This is a genomic window from Mesorhizobium sp. CAU 1732, assembly GCF_039888675.1.
GTDB lineage: Bacteria > Pseudomonadota > Alphaproteobacteria > Rhizobiales > Rhizobiaceae > Aerobium.
Genome location: NZ_JBDQQR010000003.1, coordinates 137,665 through 153,439 on the forward strand (window position 1 = coordinate 137,665; position 15,775 = coordinate 153,439).

General features: G+C 60.6%; 15 protein-coding genes. 4 read left to right on the forward strand and 11 right to left on the reverse strand.

Annotated elements, in window-relative coordinates; translation table 11 throughout:
- Positions 1–10: 10 nt before the first annotated feature.
- From AAFN55_RS22335 to AAFN55_RS22375, 9 genes are all read right to left on the reverse strand, one after another.
- On the reverse strand, positions 11–913 hold the full coding sequence (locus AAFN55_RS22335; protein ID WP_347801193.1) for an ABC transporter permease: 903 nt from the start codon (positions 911–913) through the stop codon (positions 11–13).
- Complete coding sequence (locus AAFN55_RS22340) at positions 910–1,833, reverse strand: ABC transporter permease (protein ID WP_347801194.1); 924 nt, start codon at positions 1,831–1,833, stop codon at positions 910–912. The genes AAFN55_RS22335 and AAFN55_RS22340 overlap by 4 nt, the downstream gene beginning before the upstream one ends.
- A 113-nt stretch (positions 1,834–1,946) precedes the next feature.
- Positions 1,947–3,479 carry an ABC transporter substrate-binding protein gene (locus tag AAFN55_RS22345; RefSeq protein WP_347801195.1) on the reverse strand — a complete coding sequence of 511 codons (1,533 nt, stop codon included), beginning with the start codon at positions 3,477–3,479 and terminating at the stop codon, positions 1,947–1,949.
- Positions 3,480–3,492: 13 nt separating this feature from the next.
- The gene (locus AAFN55_RS22350; RefSeq protein WP_347801196.1) at positions 3,493–5,016 is read right to left on the reverse strand and encodes a M81 family metallopeptidase; all 1,524 of its coding nucleotides are present in this window, start codon (positions 5,014–5,016) and stop codon (positions 3,493–3,495) included.
- Between the two features lie 9 nt (positions 5,017–5,025).
- Complete coding sequence (locus AAFN55_RS22355; RefSeq protein ID WP_347801468.1) at positions 5,026–5,805, reverse strand: SDR family oxidoreductase; 780 nt, start codon at positions 5,803–5,805, stop codon at positions 5,026–5,028.
- Positions 5,806–5,860: 55 nt separating this feature from the next.
- The gene (locus tag AAFN55_RS22360; RefSeq protein ID WP_347801197.1) at positions 5,861–6,799 is read right to left on the reverse strand and encodes a dihydrodipicolinate synthase family protein; all 939 of its coding nucleotides are present in this window, start codon (positions 6,797–6,799) and stop codon (positions 5,861–5,863) included.
- Between the two features lie 118 nt (positions 6,800–6,917).
- The gene (locus AAFN55_RS22365) at positions 6,918–7,811 is read right to left on the reverse strand and encodes a LysR family transcriptional regulator (RefSeq protein WP_347801198.1); all 894 of its coding nucleotides are present in this window, start codon (positions 7,809–7,811) and stop codon (positions 6,918–6,920) included.
- Positions 7,808–8,995 carry an amidohydrolase gene (locus AAFN55_RS22370; RefSeq protein WP_347801199.1) on the reverse strand — a complete coding sequence of 396 codons (1,188 nt, stop codon included), beginning with the start codon at positions 8,993–8,995 and terminating at the stop codon, positions 7,808–7,810. The genes AAFN55_RS22365 and AAFN55_RS22370 overlap by 4 nt, the downstream gene beginning before the upstream one ends.
- A 374-nt stretch (positions 8,996–9,369) precedes the next feature.
- Positions 9,370–9,720 carry a hypothetical protein gene (locus AAFN55_RS22375; protein WP_347801200.1) on the reverse strand — a complete coding sequence of 117 codons (351 nt, stop codon included), beginning with the start codon at positions 9,718–9,720 and terminating at the stop codon, positions 9,370–9,372.
- Between the two features lie 99 nt (positions 9,721–9,819).
- Here AAFN55_RS22375 and AAFN55_RS22380 point away from each other — a divergent pair, with 99 nt between their 5' ends.
- Positions 9,820–10,194: a helix-turn-helix domain-containing protein gene (locus AAFN55_RS22380; protein WP_347801201.1), complete on the forward strand. Its 375-nt coding sequence runs from the start codon at positions 9,820–9,822 to the stop codon at positions 10,192–10,194.
- Between the two features lie 298 nt (positions 10,195–10,492).
- On the opposite strand, the gene AAFN55_RS22385 is transcribed toward AAFN55_RS22380, so the two are convergent.
- The gene (locus AAFN55_RS22385; protein WP_347801469.1) at positions 10,493–11,056 is read right to left on the reverse strand and encodes a helix-turn-helix domain-containing protein; all 564 of its coding nucleotides are present in this window, start codon (positions 11,054–11,056) and stop codon (positions 10,493–10,495) included.
- Between the two features lie 108 nt (positions 11,057–11,164).
- On the opposite strand from AAFN55_RS22385, the gene AAFN55_RS22390 reads away from it, so the two are divergent.
- The 3 genes from AAFN55_RS22390 to AAFN55_RS22400 are packed head-to-tail and all read left to right on the forward strand — an operon-like array spanning position 11,165 to position 14,137.
- Positions 11,165–11,953, forward strand: coding sequence for an SDR family oxidoreductase (locus tag AAFN55_RS22390; RefSeq protein WP_347801202.1), 789 nt, complete (start codon positions 11,165–11,167; stop codon positions 11,951–11,953).
- A 57-nt stretch (positions 11,954–12,010) separates the two neighbouring features.
- Positions 12,011–13,105, forward strand: a complete 1,095-nt coding sequence (locus AAFN55_RS22395) for an alkene reductase (RefSeq protein WP_347801203.1) — start codon at positions 12,011–12,013, stop codon at positions 13,103–13,105.
- Between the two features lie 30 nt (positions 13,106–13,135).
- Positions 13,136–14,137 carry an NADP-dependent oxidoreductase gene (locus AAFN55_RS22400; RefSeq protein WP_347801204.1) on the forward strand — a complete coding sequence of 334 codons (1,002 nt, stop codon included), beginning with the start codon at positions 13,136–13,138 and terminating at the stop codon, positions 14,135–14,137.
- Positions 14,138–14,649: 512 nt separating this feature from the next.
- Here the strand turns inward: AAFN55_RS22400 and AAFN55_RS22405 are convergent.
- Complete coding sequence (locus AAFN55_RS22405) at positions 14,650–15,744, reverse strand: alpha/beta hydrolase (protein ID WP_347801205.1); 1,095 nt, start codon at positions 15,742–15,744, stop codon at positions 14,650–14,652.
- Positions 15,745–15,775: the final 31 nt, after the last annotated feature.

Sequence of the window (15,775 nt, forward strand, 5' to 3'; positions counted from 1 at the left end):
TGCAACAACATCAGCCACGCCCTCCTGCCGTGAGATCGCGCATGGCGTCACCCATCAGGTTTATGGCAAGAGCGAGGATGAAGAGGCATGCTCCGGGCAAGACGATGAGCCAAGGGCTGAAGAACATCGAGGTTTTCGCTTCGGACAACATCAGCCCCCAGGATGGCAGAGGTGCCTGAACGCCCAACCCAAGGAAGGAAAGTGCTGCTTCCAGCAACACGGCCTGAGCCATTTCAACGGTCGCAACGACCATCAGCGGCGCGCGGATATTGGGCAGTATCTCGCGAAACAGGATATGCGGCAGCGAGCTGCCAACTACCCGCGCCGCAGTCACATAGTCTCGCGCACAGACCTGTTGGGTCGCAACGCGGGTGACGACTGCAAACTGATCCCACAAAAGCAACCCGAGAACGACGATCACCACCGTGAGAGACGGCCCGACGATGGCAACAACCGCAAGCGCGATGAGAATGATCGGCATCGACAGGCGCGTGGTGACTACCGTCGAAATCGCCGTATCGATCCACCCGCCGTAGTAGCCCGCGAGCAGGCCGAGCGTGATGCCGATGACCGCCGACATGGCCGTCGCCCCGATCGCAATCATCATGGATATGCGCGCGCCGTAGATCAACCGGCTAAGATAGTCGCGCCCGAGCTGGTCGGTACCCAGCAGATGTTCGGCGACGGTGTTGTCATGCCAGAAAGGCGTCTTTAACCGCATGGCGATGTTCTGCGCAAAAGGATCGTAAGGTGCGATCAGGTGCGCGAAAATTGCTATCAGAAGGATCGCCACGAGAATGACGCCTGAGAAAACAAAGGTGCGATGAGACATCGCCTTCCGCCAGAATCCCAGCCGGTGGATCAGCGGTTCTTCTTCGGTCAGCGCGTCGGGAATCATCTCGGGATGTCTCATTTACGGCTGGTCCGAAGTCTCGGGTCCATCACACCGTTGAGCAGATCTGCGAGCAATGTCAGGACGATGTAAATCATCGAAATCAGCAAGACGATCGCCTGAATGACAGGCATGTCCGAGCGAGACATGGATTGCCATGCGAGATAACCCACGCCGTTCAGTGCGAAGATGGATTCAACCACGATCGAACCTCCGAGCATGAAACCGAGTTGCACGGCCGCCAGCGAGATTACCGGCAGTACGGCATTCTTCAGGGCATATTTGAATGTGAGCTGGAAGGGCCGGATGCCCATTGCGCGCGCCGTGCGGATGTAATCGGCGGCGAGGACCTCGATCATGCCAGCGCGGATGAGGCGCATGAGAGGCGGCATCGCGAATGTGCCGAGCGTAATTGAGGGAAGTACAAAATGCGCCCATGTGGCGGAACCCGAAATGGGCAACCAGCGCAACTGCACGCCGAATACGACGATCAGCAGCAGGCCCGCCCAAAAATTCGGAATGGCTTGGCCGGTCACCGCCATAAGCTGCGCCAGGCGGTCGATGATTGTATTGGGCCATACGGCAGCCGCGCAGCCCAATGGCACCGCGATAGCAAGCGCGAGTGCCATCGACAGCGCAGCAAGCAGAGCCGTGACCGGCAGCCGTTCCCAGATCATGTCCAGCGCCGGCCGCTTCGACAGATAAGACGTACCGAAATCGCCCTGCAAAAGACCGCCGACATACTCAACGTAGCGAACAGGAAGCGGCCGGTCGAGACCATACGCCTCCCGGATGACCGCCAAGTCCTCGTCGGTCGCTTGCGCGCCTGCGATCCCCATAGCTGGGTCCGAGGCAACATTGCTCAGGATGAAGCAGATGACGGAAACGATCACCATCACCACCATCGCCATGGTGGCTCGCCTCAACAGATAGGTCAGCATTTCGCTTGCCGTTTCTTCAAGAGGTTCAGGTGACCGCGCCCTGGCCAGCCGAACGGCTCTGTATGAGCTGAATGGCTGCTGAGAGCGGGGTCACCCGTCATTTCAAGTCGTACTTACTGCCAGCTTGCGTCGTAGAAGCGCGGCAGTTCGTCGAGCGTCGGCTCGAAGTTCAGCGTGTTCGTGTACGCATATCCCATCACGATGGTATGCATCGGCACCCAGTAGGCCTGCTCGGTGATGATCTTGATCGCCTCGGCATACTTGGCCTTGCGCTCTTCTGGATCAGAGACAGCAGCCGCCTCCTTCACGAGTGCGATCACCGTCTCGTCGCGTGCGCCGTCATTGCTGGAGCCGTCGAACATGCTGCCAATCGACGCCGAGCTGTCGGCAAGTGACTGCGAACCCCAGTCACCGTACCACATGCCGACCTTGCCCTCGCGCCAGCCCGAGAACGAGGGGCTTGCCTGAAGCATTTCCAGCTCGGCGGTGATGCCCACCGCCGCCAGATAGGATTGCACCGCTTCAGCACGCGCGCGGTCGCGATAGCTGCCGATCTTCACCGAAAAGCCATCCGCATGGCCTGCTTCCGCCAGCAGTTCCTTGGCCTTTTCAGGGTTGTAATCGTAGACCACAGCAGCCGACTGTTCGCAGCCGAACTGGACCGGATGGCAAGGCGCGTTGATGACCTCGCCGTCGCCGCCGACCAGATTGGCGACGATCGTCTCGCGATCGATGGCATGATTGACGGCCTGGCGTACCCGAACATCCGTAAGCGGGTTGTCACCCGTCCGTCCGGCGGCGTCCAGCGTAACCATTGCAATGCGCAGGGTCGACGCAAGCGCCACGTCGAGCGTTGGCACGACTTTGAGCTGTTCGACCTGATCGGAAGGCACGTTCCAGACCCAATCGACGCCGCCGCCGATGACTTCAGCGATGCGGGTTGCGGTGTCCGGAATAATGCGCCAGTTGACGGTTGTGATCGATGGCGTGCGCTTGGCGCCGCCTTCGTAATAGCTCTCATGAGCCACCAGCTTAACCAGGCCGTCGCCGAAGGATTCGACCTTGTAAGGGCCTGCGCCAATCGGCTTCTGGCCGAATGCTTCCGCGCCAACGGACTCGAAATAATCCGAAGGATAGATCGGCAGCGAACCGGCGACGAATTCCAGTGCGGCGGGCGCCGCCGTCTTTGAGATCACCCGAACCGTGTATTCGTCAACCACTTCGGCACGATCGATCCAGGAGACCGATGCCTGCACGCGCGCGCCGTTGGCCGGATCGGCCCAGTAGTTGTATGTGAAGGCAACGTCTTCAGCCGTCAGCGGCGATCCATCGTGGAAGGTCACGCCTTCGCGCAGTTTGAACTCGATGGTCTTGTCATCGATGCGTTCCCAAGCTGTGGCCAGCAATGGCTCGTATTCGAACGTCTTGGGGTTGCGGTAGATAAGCATGTCGTTGATGTGCATGGTTATCACCACGCCGTCTCGGGCAGTGTTGATGTAGCCGTCCAGAGTCGGGAAGTCCTCACCCATGCCGATGGTGATCGACTGATCTTCAGGGCCGGCAAATGCCGGCGCTGCGAGAGCGGTGCCAGCAAGAAGAGTGGCACAGAGCGGAAGGATGCGAGTGAGATTGCGGAATTCCATCATGCGATTGACCTCTTCAAGCGGGGTTGGTCTGGGGAGAAACGGAACGCGCCGGTCTACGCAGCGCGTGCTGATAAGGGAGGCTCGACAGGTCGGCTTCGACGGCACCGGGCGCTATGGCCGGGATGATGGCGCGGGCCATCTCCTGGTAGGCACCCCGAAAATGTACCGAACTTTTGACTGCCAGAATCGGCAATTCTTGCGGGTCTAGGCCGAGATGCGACAGGAGGCCGGGTTCGGATGCCTGCATTTTGCGGGGGGCAACGATCACTTTCACATCATCGCGCTCCAAAAGAGCCACTGGTCCGAGAACGATGGGGTTTCCGCGATACATCGGCCCAACACCTGGAAAGCTGCCGCTGCCGAGCCTCAGGACCTTCCACGGCCCCTCCAGCGGCGCGCCATATTGCGCGGAGAGGTTTGCGCCGATGACCCGGTCTATGACGCCCCCCTCCCCAGCTTCGTGGGCACTTGCCGACGCGTCGGCGTCTGCGATGTGAACCATTACCGCGCCCCTTGCACCAGCCTCGACAAGAGCACGCAGCATTCCGGTCGTATCGCCGGTCCCGCCGCCACCCGGATTGTCCTGCGTATCGGCGATGACCACTGGTCCCGTACCCGCCCCGGCCGCAAGCAGCATGGCCTGCGCAACGGCACTGGTCGCCGAAAGAAAGCGCGTGGCAAACAGCGTTTCGGCTTCCATCCATCGCTCCAGAAGAGCGTCGGCTGCGGCCTCGACCGCCTTCGCATCGCGTCCCTGAACCACGAGCGCCGGGCCGGCATCCGGCACGTCGGCAAGCGGAAATCCGAAGAACTGGCTCACGCAATCGATACCGTCATCCGCCTCAAGCCTCTCGCCATGGGCCAAAAGGCTGCGCGTCGGCTCGACGAATGTGCATTGGTCGTTGATCGAGGCGAGATAGGGCACTGCTCTGTACGCAATGGCGGGGGCCCGGCGTCCGCGTAAAATGTCGATCAGCCGGTTCATGACCCGCGCGCCGGTTTCCTTCAAATCGGTGTGAGGATAGGTACGGTAGCAATCGAGCAGCGTGCAGTCGCGCACCATGCTTTGGGACACATTGCCGTGCAGGTCGAAAGATGCCGCTATGGGGAATGGCGCAGGTGCGATGCGACGCAGGCGAGCGAGCAGTTCGCCCTCCGCATCCGACCAGGATGGCGTTGCCATCGCGCCATGAAGATCGAGATACAATGCTTGCGCACCTTCTGACAGCGCAACGCGAAAGCGCGCGCAGATGTCTTCGGCAATATCCTCGAAGGCTTCATCTTCCACCGGGCCTGAAGGCAGGCCAATGCACCACAACAACGGAAGAACCTGGACGGAGGTAGCGTTAGCAGCGGCCAGAGCGCCTGATGCCGGCGTTCCAGCCCCGGAGATGATTTCCATCATCTCAGCGCCGGCACAGAAAGGCGGCCATCCGCCCGGTCGCTCGAAATCGCTGCGCGCGGCTGTCGTGCCGGCAAAGCTGTTGGTCTCATGCTGAAAGCCGGCAACCGCAATCTTCATGCGCGTGCCTTGCATTGGGTCATCTCAATATGTCCCCGGATATTCACCGCCGTCGATCAGCAGATTTTGCCCGGTGACGAAGCCTGCATGCTCGCTGACGAGGAAAGCGAAATAGGCCCCGATCTCTGAAGGACGACCATAACGCCCCGCAGGGTTCTTGCCCGCACGCTGCGACCAGATTTCATCGTAGGAACGGCCGCTCGTCTCGCTCATTTTGGCAACGTGCTCGCGCTGACCATCGCTGTCGAATATGCCCGGCAACAGGTTGTTGATGGTTACGTTGCGGCCCACCGTCTGCCGCGCCAGACCGGCAGTGAACCCGACGAGACCCGAGCGCGCGCCATTGGACAAGCCAAGCTCGGCATGCGCGATCTTCACACTGCGCGAGGCAATGTTGACCACCCGTCCGAAACCACGCTCCATCATCCCGTCCACAGTCGCCTGCATCATGAAGATCGGCGGCAGCATCATCAAGTCGATGGCCTTGATCCAGTCTTCCCGCGCCCAGTCGCGAAAGTCGCCCGGCGGCATGCCACCGGCATTGTTCAGGAGAATGTCCGGCTCCGGGCAAGCACTCAGCGCAGCCTTTCGGCCTTCGTCGGTGGTGATGTCCGCAACGACAGTGGTAATGTGTGCGCCCGTCTCGTTCCTGATCTCGTCGGCCGCCGCGATCAGCGTGGCCTCGGTGCGCGCAACGATCGTGATGTCGACGCCGGCGCGCGCGATTTCGAGGGCGCAGGCTTTGCCCATGCCCTTGCTCGCTCCCGATAACAGCGCTCTGCGCCCGCGAATCCCCAGATCCATCATTCGTCCTCATTGGCGCGGCACTGTGGAGCGTCGCGCCCTTCCCTGCAGTGGGCTACTCGGCAGCTAGCGCCGGGCGGATGTTCAGGCCATATTTGCGATCGAGACCGAGTTCCCGATACGCATCCAGCCCTGCCGCCAGCGCCGCTGGCGCCAGCGGCTTCAGCGGCTTGCGCAACGGTCCCGACGGCAGCCCAAGCGCGCGCATGATCGTCTTGGTGGCGACGGGATTGATTGCTGAATACACGAAGTGCAGAATCGGCAGATTGCGCAGATAGGCGTCGCGGAATGCATCGGCGTCGCCAGCCTTGCGCCACGGCGTGGAAATCGTGGTCATTTCCGCCGGTATGATGTTGCCGGTCATATTGGCCGTGCCATGTCCGCCAAGCGACATCGTGGGTACGACCAGACCGAGATTTGGCGAGCAGCAGCACATGATCGACATGTCCGGCTTTGCCGCGCAGACCTGCGCAACCTGACCGACGCGGGTGGTCGATTCCTTGAGCACGACCATGTTGTCGTGCCGCGCAAGCTTGAGAACATCGGTCCAGTGAAGGTCAGTCTTCACGCGCGGCGGGTTGTTGTAGAAACCCATCGCCAGATCGGTGCTGTCGAGCACTTCGAACATGAAATCGGTGATCGCGTCGTTATCCGCTCCGATATAGGCGGGTGCGGCAACGATCGCGCCGTCAGCGCCCGAAGCTTTGGCATGACGCACATAGCCGATTGTCGTGTCGGTATTGTTGCCCGTGCAGCCATAATACATCTGCATGTTTCCTGGGCGCATCTTGACGGTCGTTTCGACGATCTCGCGGCGCTCTTCCGGCGACAACATCGACACTTCACCGGTCGACCCCATGATCAGCACTGCGGTGGTGCCGTGCTCCTGGTGCCAGTTCAGGAGGGTACGAAACCCTTCATAGTCGATAGTTCCGTCCGCATTCATAGGCGTGACGAGGGCGACGAAAGAGCCTTCGGGTTTCTTATGAGTCATCGTATTCTCCTGGACCTTTGCTCGCGCAATTCCACTGACATGCCGGATACTGTGGGGCCGTGATTGATGGCCGGCAAATACAAAAAATGGAAAGGGTCATGCACAAATGCTATGACCATCAAGGCTGGGGAAGAAAGCCTTCGATTTCGGCTGTAATTTCGTCGAGTAGCGCTCCGGCAGCACGCGAGAGCGGGATTTCACGGGGTTTGAGCACGCAAATGTCGAACGGAATCATAGGTTCGAAAGGCACGACTGCCACCCTTTCGCCCATCGCAGTGGCGCTGAATTCGTCCACGATTGCTATGCCGCACCCCTCAGCCGCCAAAGAGGCTGCCGCAAATGATGGCTGGCTTTCCGCGATGATGTTGGGAGCAATGCCAAAATCGGCAAAAGCATTGGTGATGTAGCTCGCCGAAATAGTGTGCCGAGCCAGCGTGATCAGAAGCTCACCGCGCAATTCGGCGGGAGTTAGGACGCTGGAATTTGCCAACGGGTGATCCGGATGGAGCACACACACGCAACGCGCGTGATAGGCACGGAGTATATCGATATCTTCGCGGCGCACATTCGTCTGGGCGACGCCAATTTCCACTTGCCGCGAGGCGACCAGTTCGACAACGCGAGCGGATGTGAACACGTCCTGGAGAACCCGTGCTCGCGGATAATGGATCTGGAACCGTTTCAGCGCTCGCGGCACGATCTGAAAAGACAACATCGGTAGTGTTGCAAAACGCACCGTAGCGCGCGAAAGCGTGCGGATTTCTCCGGCGACAGTCGCCAGCCGATCAAGGCTGTAAAACATCATGTCTACTTCGCGAAAGAACTCCTGCGCTTCGCGCGTCGGCACGATGCGACCGGTCTGCCGCGTGAACAAGGGGAAGCCAAGACTGAACTCGAGATCGGCAATAAGGCGGCTCACGGCTGGCTGCGAAACGTTGAGCTCCTTCGCAGCCGCTGTGATGGATCCGAGCACCATAGCTGCCCGGAATGCCATGAGCTGACGCTGGTTCACGCGGCCAGTTCTTCCTGTGCAATGGTAACCCAGTAGCGCACGCCGTCCGCTATGAGGTTGTCGTTGAAGTCATAGTGGTCTGAATGAAGCGTAGGCCCGGTGCCGGCACCAATGAAGAAGAAGCAACCGGACGCCTCTTCCAACATGTAGGCGAAATCTTCCGCGCCGGTGACCGGCACCATTTTGTCATCCACACGGCTTTCGCCGAAGCGCGCGCGAAGCGCGGATACGATCTTGTTCGTCGCCTCCGGCAGATTGTGGAGCGACGGAAACAGCCTTTCATAGTTTACTTCCAGCGTGGTGTTGAAGGCGGAAGAGGCGGCGTTCGCCACCTCGTTCAGCCGCCGCTCAAGTAGATCGCGCGTTGCCGGCGAAAAGCTGCGTACCGTGCCACGTATCACCACACGCGACGGGATCACGTTCGGCGCATCGTAATTGCCGCCACCGATATAGCCGACACTGATGACACCCTGGTCGAACGGCGAAATATTGCGTCCGACGATCGCCTGCAGGTTGGTCACGAACTGTGCTGCGGCCATTGTAGGATCAACCGACATGTAGGCACCGGAACCGCCATGTCCGCCCTGTCCGCCGAACGTGACCGTGAACGTGTCGGCTGCGGCAAGCATCGCACCGATGGTAACGTTGAACGACCCTTCCGGGAGGTTCGGCTTGTTATGCAAGCCATAAACCGCATCGACAGGAAACCGCTCGAAAAGACCATCGCGCATCATGGCCGGCGCGCCGCCCAACCCCTCTTCGGCTGGCTGGAAAATGAAATGAATGGTGCCCGAAAAAGCCGGGTTCCTTGCCAGAACCTCGGCGGCGCCCAGAAGCATTGTCGTATGTCCGTCATGGCCGCAGCCGTGCATCATGTCGGGAATGGTAGAGGCGTGCGGCAAGCCGGTCGCCTCGTTCATTGCCAGCGCGTCCATATCCGCCCGGAAACCGATGGCGCGGTTGCCCGTGCCTGCCCGCAGTGTGCCGACAACGCCTGTCCCGCCAATACCTTCCGTCACTTCGAGACCCATCTCACGCAGCCTGTTCGCGACGATGGCAGCCGTCCGCACTTCCTTGAAGCCGATTTCGGGGTGACGGTGCAGGTCGCGCCGTGTTTCCACCAGGCTTGGCAGAATTTCCCTCAGATGTGTTTCGATCTCCGCGGAAAATTTTGCACTGTCCATCATAGGGCTCCACTGGCAGTCAAACTTTGAATATGTCCGCCCCTTGTCTTCCCAATGCTCGCCGCGTGCAAGACGCAAAGAAGCCATAGATCCGGGTTCGCCGGTTTCAGCTTGGCCATTGCGGACGCTCATGGGGCTCAAGGACCAGATCGCGCGAAACGATCAAGCGGACGGGGAAGAGCAACGCATCTGTTGCCCCACCTACGGCTATTATTGGTCGATGAAGAAAGGCACACAGCGCGACTGTCTCCGCGATATCGGACGCCTGGCGAGATTCCTCGGGCGCCCACCGGACAAGCGGCCGCCGACGACCGACGTCGGTTCCAGATCGACCAGCAGGAAGACGGCGTTCACGTGCCACCTGCCCGTGGTGCTCAGCCGCCAGGCGCCGGTGCTTCCCCGCTTGTTGCTTTGACAGTCTCAGCAAGCCGATACGATTGCCGCCCGGCGCTGCACGACAGGTCCTGCAAAGCATTCCGAATCGCGGCCGTCCGTCCTTCACTGTCCGATACGGCTTCAAAATGAGCGAAGTCGGCTTCGCTTGCCCAACCGACGATACAAAGGACGCGCGTCCCGTCCGGGCTGGCCAGGAACCTGGCCGATCCGTATCCGGGATATGAGGCAACCCATTGTCGCTGGATATCGGCAAAGGCGGATATGACGGCCGCCTGGGTCTCGGCGCTGTCGACGCTATAGTCGATGATCGAATAGAATTGATTGTCCATGCGGTTTCTCCAGGCACGCCCGCGATGGCTCGGGGCAGCATGGACTAACCATTGGAAATGGTCATAACAATTTGCAAGAACGTACCTCAGGGTAAGCCCATGAGCCGCACCGCTGCCATATCCAACGACGGCCCGCTGACCGCTGACTGCCCATGTCGAGTGGTATTCGATCATTTGACCAGCCGGTGGTCTCTGCTCGTGCTGCTGGCTCTCAGCGATGGCGTATTGCGTTTTCATGCGCTGCGGGACCGCGTGGAGGGAATAAGCGAGAAGATGCTGTCGCAAAGCCTGAAGACGCTGGTGCGAGACGGCAGGGTCGTGCGGCATGTGGAACCCACCGTGCCACCGAAGGTGTCCTACGAGCTCACCCGTCTTGGCGAGGAGGTATCCGAACCTTTGCGCCAGGTATCGGAATGGATTGGCCGGCGGATCGACGACATCAAGATTGCCCAAACGCACTACGACGCGGCTTAAGAGGCCTGACTGGGGTCCCTCGATGTGTCGGTCACGGCGGGGGAAAGCACCCGCGCCGGCGCGCCAAATACCGCCGATTGCTTCACAAGCTGATCTGCTTTCTCTTAACAATCAACAAGATGCGGCTTTTCGACATTACCAATGATGTCGTGAACGTATGCCCTACCATTCGATCTGCCCCTTGGGGATAGCTGTCGGCTCAATACGGCTGATCTGCTCGACGAACTTTATCGCCGTGCAGTAGACATCGTAGTTCTCGAGCCGGATTCGGCCGTCGCCGGACTCCGGACAAAGCCACCTAGCTGGCTGACGCTTGGCCGATCCCGGCATCGATCCAGGCACGCGTCTGTTCCAGCACCTCATCGGAAAGCGCCGCGTCGTCGATCGCCCGCGCGAGGATCACCGCCCCTACCATCGCCGCCCAGCTTCCGATTGCCGCGCGACGCCTGTCGGCCACGTTCATATCCGGGAGTGCTTCGCCGATACGGTCGATCTGCGATCGAAGACCTTCCGTCATCGCCAGGCGTGCCGCCGCGGTCTGGTGGCGTATGTCCGCGGCTAGACCAGCCATCGGGCAGCCATCGGCAGCATTGTCGCGATGTTTGGGCGAAAGGTAGGCGTCGAGATAGGCACGAAGATCGTCTCCTCCGGCTGTGTCCTGGGCTAGGACATGGGCGAGAGACTGGGCCACAAGGTCGTCCTTTGAGCCGAAATGGCCATAGAACCCGCCATGGGTGAGGCCTGCGGCCTTCATCACTTCGGCAACAGTGACCGCCTCAAAACCTTTCTCGCGGAACAGCCGGCTAGCCTCATCCAAGATCCGGCGGCGGTTCTCCGCCATCTGTTCTCGACTGACTCTCATTTCAAAATTCTCCGACTGCGCCATTGACATTCATGATGGTCATCATATTTGTCATCAATCATGACGACCATCATGAATATAGGTTTCATCAGAGAAGAGAACAATCCCATGACCTCCATTCCCTCCGTCCTCATCACCGGAGCTTCTTCCGGCATCGGCGCCGCCTATGCAGAACGCTTCGCCCGGCGCGGCCACGACCTGGTGCTGGTTGCTCGCGACAAGGCGCGCATGGAGACGCTCGCGGCCCGTCTGCGCCGGGACAGTGGCGTGGCTGTCGACATCCTGCAGGCAGATCTCACCGACCTTGGCGATCTCGCTGCGGTCGAGACGCGGCTCCGCGACGATCGTCGTATCGGGATTCTCGTCAACAATGCCGGGGCGGGCCTTGCGGGCGGCTTCGAGCAGCAGCCGAGCGACGACATACAGCGACTTGTCACGCTCAACACGACCGCCGTCGTCCGGCTCGCAAGCGCCGTGGCGCCGCGCTTTGTGAAGGCGGGCGAAGGAGCCATCATCAACATCGGTTCGGTGGTCGGGCTCGTTCCGGAATTCGGCCAGACCGTCTACGGGGCGACCAAGGCGTTCGTCCTGTTCCTGTCTCAAGGACTAAGCTTCGAGCTCGCGCCGAAAGGTGTTTACGTGCAGGCGGTGCTTCCCGCCGCAACCCGCACCGAAATCTGGGAGCGTGCTGGCGCCGACACCAATGCGCTGCCGGCGATGATGGACGTCGGCGAACTGGTGGATGCCGCCCTCATCGGCTTCGACCGCCGCGAAGCCGTCACTATCCCCGTGCTTTCCGATGCCGGTCAGTGGGACGCCTATCAGGCCGCACGGCAGACCATGCTCCCCGGATTTGCCCAGGTCCACGCAGCAGCGCGCTATCGCTCCGCCCCTTAAGCCATCGAGACGAACTGCCGGCGAGAAGCACCGCAACGCAAACGAATAGGTGAACCCGTGACCAACAATCCACTCTTTGGGTCCTATGCCCTCGGCTCGCTGACGCTCCGCAACCGGATCGTCATGGCGCCCCTGACGCGCAATCGCGCTGGCCCGGGCTTCGTTCCAGGCGATCTCGCCGCGCAGTATTACAGTCAGCGCGCATCGGCCGGCCTGCTGATTTCTGAAGCCACGCAAATCTCTCAGCAGGGACAGGGTTATCAGGACACCCCCGGCATCTACTCTCAAGCGCAGATCGACGGCTGGCGCAGGGTAACAAAGGCCGTGCACGCCGAGGGTGGCCGGATCTTCCTGCAGCTCTGGCATGTCGGCCGCGTCTCGCATATCGACTTGCAGGAGCGCGGTGCCCCGCCCGTTTCCCCCTCGGCGATCCGAGCCGCGACTAAGACGTTCGTGAACAACGGCTTCGTTGAGGTGTCGGAACCCCGGGCGCTTGAGCTCGAAGAGCTTCCGGGAATCGTCAACGATTTCCGCAAGGCGGCCGCGAACGCCATTGCGGCCGGCTTCGACGGCGTCGAGATTCACGGAGCCAACGGCTATCTGCTCGACCAGTTCGCCAAGGACGGCGCGAATGTCCGTGACGATGCCTATGGCGGCTCTGTCGAGAACCGCGCCCGGCTGATGCTGGAAGTCACGGCTGCGGTCGTCGACGAGATCGGAGCCGAGCGCACGGGCATCCGGATTTCGCCTGTCTCGCCCGCGAACGGCATCGCAAGCACCGATCCGCAGGCGCAGTTCGACTATATCGTCGATCACCTCGACGCCTTGGGCATCGTCTATATCCATGTCGTCGAGGGCGCCACCGGCGGACCGCGCGATGTTGCGCCATTCGACTTCGGATCGCTCCGCCGGCGCTTCAAAAACACCTATATCGCCAACAATGGCTACGATTTCGGGCTCGCCGCGGCCCGGCTCGCCGAGGGCAAGGCCGACCTGTTCGCCTTCGGACGCCCGTTCATCGCCAATCCCGACCTTGTCGAACGGCTGAAGACCAGCGCACCGCTCGCCGCATTCGATCAGGCAACTCTCTACGGCGGCGGCGCTGCCGGCTATACTGACTACCCCGCCATCGCAATGGCTTCGCTGTCGTAGGCATTGGCGGAAAACGGAGAGCGGATCATCATGAAGGCCTTCATCCTGGATCGATACAAGAAGAAGAGCACGCTGCGCTTCGGCGATATGCCGGAGTCGGCGCTGGCCGACGATGATGTCTTGGTCGAGGTCCACGCGGCTGGGCTCAATCCTTTGGACTCCAAGATTCGCGATGGAGAGTTCAAGCTCATCCTCCCATATAAACTGCCTCTCATTCTCGGACACGATGTGGCCGGGGTTGTGGTTCGTGTCGGCGCGAACGTCCAGCGCTTCAGGCCGGGCGACGAAATCTATGCCCGGCCGCGCGATGGCCGGATCGGGGCCTTGGCTGAGTTCATTGCCGTCAACGAAGCCGACATGGCGCTGAAACCCAAAAACCTGACCATGGAGGAAGCGGCTTCCATTCCCTTGGCGGGTTTGACCGCCTGGCAGGTGCTGGTCGATCGAGCCAGGCTGGCGAAAGGGCAGAAGATTCTCATCCATGCCGGTTCCGGCGGCGTGGGGACATTCGCCATACAGTTGGCGAAGCATCTCGGCGCGACCGTCGCGACGACCACGAGTGCGGCGAATGCCGAGCTGGTCAAAAACCTCGGGGCCGATGTCGTCATCGATTACAAAAACCAGGACTTCGAAAAAATCCTGTCCGACTATGATGTGGTTCTCAACAGTCTGGCCGGAGATACGCTTCAAAAGTCCCTGAACGTGCTGAAGCCCGGCGGCAGGCTGATCTCGATCTCCGGTCCGCCGGACCCTGATTTTGCCAAAGAACAAGGGCTGAACTGGTTGCCGCGGCAAGTCGTGCGTTTTCTGAGCTTCGGCATCCGGAGAAAGGCCGAGGGACGGCAGGTCAGCTATTCGTTCCTGTTCATGCGCGCGAGCGGCGCGCAGTTGAGCCAGATCACATCGCTGATCGAAGCCGGCACTATCCGCCCCGTGATGGACCGGGTCTTCCCGTTCGAAGCGGCCAACGAAGCTCTGGCTTACATCGAAACGGGACGCTCGAAAGGCAAGGTCGTCGTCAAGCTGAGGTGAAGGCGGGCGCTGCCTTTGCCTGGAAGCACGCAGCGCCCAGTACGTGCCTGTCGCGCATATCCGGGGAAATGGTCTACCGGCAACTCGCGGAGGCGCTGTCGCTGGCGGGCCTGACCCCGCTGATCGCTTCACGCATGCTAGCCGCACCATATGCGCGACGTCGGATGCACCGAACGTCGCGCTCCGGGCCTCACCTCAAAACTGCAGGCATAAGGCTTTCGGGAAAATCCTGATAGGATACGGGACGAAGGAACCGCGGGTTGTTCCACGCGGACGATGGATGCACACCTCATCCACGCCGGTCCCGACAGCGGACATGGGTTCGGCCTTTGTGAATATCTCCGCGTCTGGTCCGATGCCAACCACAGGGAGGGCACATTATGAAAGCGCTTTCAAATCAATGCATGTGCTTGGTGAAGCCAGCCCGATGCCGGTCTTCGGCGCCGCGGCTTTGCCGCGTTCGCTGACCTGTTCAGAGTGAGCCTGCCCACCAGGGCAGGCTCACTCGCCACTTACGCAGCGAGATGCTGACTGAAGAAGCTGGTCAGCTTGTCGAACGGGATCACGTCCACCTTGTCGTAAAGATCGGTGTGGTTGGCGCCCGGAATGATCATGAGTTCCTTCGGCTCCGCCGCAGCGGCGAAGGCCGTTTCGCTGAAGTAACGCGAATGGGCCTTCTCGCCATGAATGATGAGGACCGGGCGCGGCGAAATCTCGGCGATGTAATTCAGGATCGGCATGTTCATGAAGGACAGCGGAGTCGTCAGGCTCCACGAGGCATTCGAGTTTATGGCTCGCGGGTGGAAACCTCGGGGCGTCTTATAGTAGTCAGCGTATTCCACGACAAACTGCGGCTCACCACCTTTCAGCTCCAGCGAGACAGGACCATAAGCGGGAGTGCCTTCTTCTGCGTCTTCCCAACGCTGCCGGCTCAGTTGCTCCAGCGTCTCCGAGCGCTGTTCCAGGGTGACGCTGTCGTTGTAGCCCTTCGACATGACGCGGGTCATGTCATACATGGTGCTGGCAACGATCGCCTTGACGCGCTTGTCGGCAGCTACGGCGCTCAACGCCATGCCGCCCCAGCCGCAGATGCCGATGACACCGATACGCTCGCGGTCGACGGAAGCGTGCAGACCGAGATAATCCACCCCCGCCATGAAATCCTCGGTGTTGATGTCTGGCGACGCGACGTTGCGAGGCTCACCGCCGCTTTCGCCGGTAAAGGACGGATCGAAAGCCAGCGTGACGAAGCCGCGCTCGGCCATGGTCTGCGCATAGAGACCCGATGACTGCTCCTTGACCGCACCGAACGGTCCGCTGACGACAATGGCCGGCAGGCGGTTATCGGCACGATCCTTCGGCAGATAGAGGTCACCTGTCAGGGTGATGCCGTAGCGGTTCTTGAACGTGACCTTCTCGTGATCGACACGCTCACTGCGCGGAAAAACCTTATCCCATTCGTCTGACATATTCTGAGCCTTTGCTTTGAGGGTGTTGAACGTCGAAGCTACGCCGAATGCGGCGACGCCCGCGCCAGTCAGTTTCAGAAGCTCGCGTCGGTGAACGACGTGAGGCGATGGATTCTTTTCAGAGGTATTCGTAGGCATTTTGGATCTCCTGCCTGGTTGGAACGAACCT